The sequence below is a fragment of the Mesorhizobium sp. M7A.F.Ca.US.002.01.1.1 genome (genome assembly GCF_004022955.1).
Lineage (GTDB): Bacteria > Pseudomonadota > Alphaproteobacteria > Rhizobiales > Rhizobiaceae > Mesorhizobium > Mesorhizobium ciceri.
Genome location: NZ_RZQE01000638.1, coordinates 1 through 2717, shown reverse-complemented (window position 1 = coordinate 2717; position 2717 = coordinate 1). Strand labels below are relative to the sequence as shown.

Sequence of the window (2717 nt, the reverse complement as noted above, 5' to 3'; positions counted from 1 at the left end):
TCACTGCCTTGCTCGCGGGTGGGCGGGTTGTCCTGCTGCATTTCCTGCACCACCTCGAGATTCGGATATTTGTTGTCACCGGCGTTCCTGAGGAAAAGCGCCTTCTCGCCATCGGCCACGATCACCCAGATACCGTGCTTGAGTATGATTGTGTTCATGATGACAGGGCTCCTTTTTAGCCGCGTGGCGACCTTTAGTTGGCATTCCGCAGCCGGATTTCGATCCGACATGACGGGCCTTTTGAGAACGCACCTCGAGCCGGTAATGTTCCAGTCGGCAGCCACGTCGGCGTTGGACATTCTGGCTATCCCGAGGTTGCGACTTTAATCTACTAACTTGGTAGAATTTAGAAAAAACAGTTTTGCGGCTTTTCTCGCCGGGCGCTAAAAGAGCCACAAATCAAGGCCTGCGACAGCAGCTTGAATCCGCTCTATCTGTAAATGAGAAATATTTTTCTCTTGGCCGGGATGCTTTCAGAAAAGCAATTGCATCCCGATAAGGGATGCGCGAGTGCGTTCCTTCTGGTTTCTCGCGCTCGCGCGTAGAACTGCAGCTCATTGAGGATTCCGCTCGCGTCCATGTCGCACACTGCTCCCAAGCTCAACGCCTTCCCCGTGTTCATGCGGGTTGAGGGCGAAGCTGTGGCCATCGTCGGGGGCGGCGAAGAGGCGCTGGCCAAGGCGCGGCTGATCGGACAGTCGAGCGCGGTCCTGCGGATCGTCGCGGAACATGCCGAGCCCGACCTGCTCGCCTTCGTCGCCCAGGCCGGCGCGACGCATTTTGCCGCGGCTTACGAGGCGTCGCAGCTCGAAGGCGCGGTCATGGTGTTTGCCGCCAGCGGCGACGAGGAACTCGACCGCCGGGTGGCCGCGGATGCGCGCCGCCTAGGCATTCCGGTCAATGCCGTCGATCGGCCCGAGCTTTGCGATTTCTTCACCCCGGCGCTGGTCAACCGCGCGCCGGTGGCCATCGCCATCGGCACCGAGGGTGCAGGCCCGGTGCTTGCCCAAATGTTGCGCGGCCGCATCGACCGCATGCTGTCGCCGTCGCTCGGGCCGCTGGCAATTATTGCGGCTTCGTTTCGCGGGGCTGCCGAGAAGCTGCTGCCGAGAGGCAATGCCCGCCGCCGCTTCTGGCATGATTTCTTCTCTGGCGCTCCTGCGCGCGCGGCTGAAGCCGGCCAGCTTTCGCAGGCGCATGACGCCGCCGTCGATCTTCTGCTGTCGAACACGCCCGCTTGCGGTCACATCGCGCTGGTTGGCGCCGGTCCGGGCGCCGAGGATCTATTGACCTTGCGAGCCCATCGTCTGCTGATGGAAGCCGATGTCATCGTCCATGACGCCCTTGTGCCCGAGGCGGTCGTTGCCATGGGTCGCCGCGATGCCGAGCGCCTGCCGGTCGGAAAGCGCAAGGGCTGCCACACCAAGAGCCAGGCTGAGATCAATGCGCTGCTGGTCGAGCTTGGCCGTGAAGGCAAGCGTGTCGTGCGGCTGAAGTCGGGCGATCCGCTGGTGTTCGGCCGGGCCGGCGAAGAGATGGCGGCACTTCGCGACGCCGGCATCGCCTATGAGGTGGTCCCGGGCGTCACCGCGGCCTTTGCCGCCGCCGCCGATTTCGAACTGCCGCTGACCTTGCGCGGTGTCTCCTCGTCGATGGTGTTCACCACCGGCCACGACCTCAAGGGCAATTCGCTGCCCGACTGGGCCAAGCTCGCGATTTCGGGCGCCACCGTCGCCGTCTATATGGGCCGCTCGGTGGCGGCCGAGGTTGCCGGACGGCTGATCGAGGCCGGTCTGTCGCCGGACACTGCGGTGGCCGTGGTCGAGAATGCCAGCCTCGCCAACCGGCGGCGCTTCCACGGCACGCTTGCCGACCTGCCGTCGCTGGAAGCGCGCGCCGATCTTTCCGGCCCAGTCATGACCATCATCGGCGATGCGGTCGCCGGCGCCAACTTTGAACGGTCCGAGCCGCTGGCGGCACACAGGCATGAAGGCGCGTCCAGTTCGGTCGCCGAAGGAGTTCAGCAATGAAGATACTGACCGCCAACCGCCTCACCGACGGCATCGCCGTCTGGTACGCCGATGGCGGCTGGGCCGAGACGGTGGATCATGCCGACCTCGCCCATGACAAGGCAGCCGATGACAGGCTCGAGGCGATCGGCGCCAAGGCCTATGCCGCCAACGAAGTGGTCGACGTCAATTTGATCGACGCCGAAGTCGTCAACGGCGTCGTCCAACCGGTGCGGCTGCGCGAGAAGATCCGCGCCGCCGGCCCGACCATCCGCAACGATCTCGGCAAGCAGGCTGCGCGGGCAGCATAACCAAGACACCAGGCATGGGCGGACGCGCCCTGAAAGACCAAGCATGTACCGTTACGATGAGTTCGACCACGATTTTGTCCAGGCCCGCGTCGCCGAGTTCAGCGACCAGGTGCAGCGCCGTCTTGCCGGCGAGATCACCGAGGACCAGTTCCGGCCATTGAGGCTGATGAACGGCGTCTATCTGCAGCTGCATGCCTACATGCTGCGCATCGCGGTGCCCTATGGCACGCTGAACGGCAAGCAGTTGCGCATGCTCGGCCACATCGCCCGCAAATACGACAAGGGCTACGGCCATTTCACCACGCGCCAGAACATCCAGTTCAACTGGCCGGCGCTGTCGGACATTCCGGCGATCCTGGCCGATCTCGCAAGCGTCGAGATGCACGCCATCCAGACC

The 2717-nt window shown here is 63.8% G+C and carries 4 protein-coding genes; 3 read left to right on the top strand and 1 reads right to left on the bottom strand.

Annotation, left to right across the window (positions count from 1 at the left end):
• Positions 1 to 299 (bottom strand): host attachment protein (locus EN932_RS39255; RefSeq protein ID WP_348630219.1); only part of this gene is annotated, 299 nt, incomplete at its 3' end.
• Positions 300 to 578: 279 nt separating this feature from the next.
• Between EN932_RS39255 and cysG the strand changes: the two genes are divergently transcribed.
• The 3 genes from cysG to EN932_RS33310 all read left to right on the top strand — a co-directional run.
• A complete protein-coding gene (cysG, locus tag EN932_RS33320; protein WP_127384616.1) occupies positions 579 to 2030 on the top strand; it encodes a siroheme synthase CysG in 1452 nt (483 codons plus the stop codon).
• Complete coding sequence (locus tag EN932_RS33315; protein WP_013529562.1) at positions 2027 to 2320, top strand: DUF2849 domain-containing protein; 294 nt, start codon at positions 2027 to 2029, stop codon at positions 2318 to 2320. The genes cysG and EN932_RS33315 overlap by 4 nt, the downstream gene beginning before the upstream one ends.
• Positions 2321 to 2363: 43 nt before the next feature.
• Positions 2364 to 2717 (top strand): nitrite/sulfite reductase (locus EN932_RS33310; protein ID WP_164890760.1); only part of this gene is annotated, 354 nt, incomplete at its 3' end.

Bases quoted from the DNA above. Each gene is read 5' to 3' on its own strand.
- cysG (WP_127384616.1), top strand. From the start codon at position 579: ATGTCGCACACTGCTCCCAAGCTCAACGCCTTCCCCGTGTTCATGCGG.
- EN932_RS33315 (WP_013529562.1), top strand. From the start codon at position 2,027: ATGAAGATACTGACCGCCAACCGCCTCACCGACGGCATCGCCGTCTGG.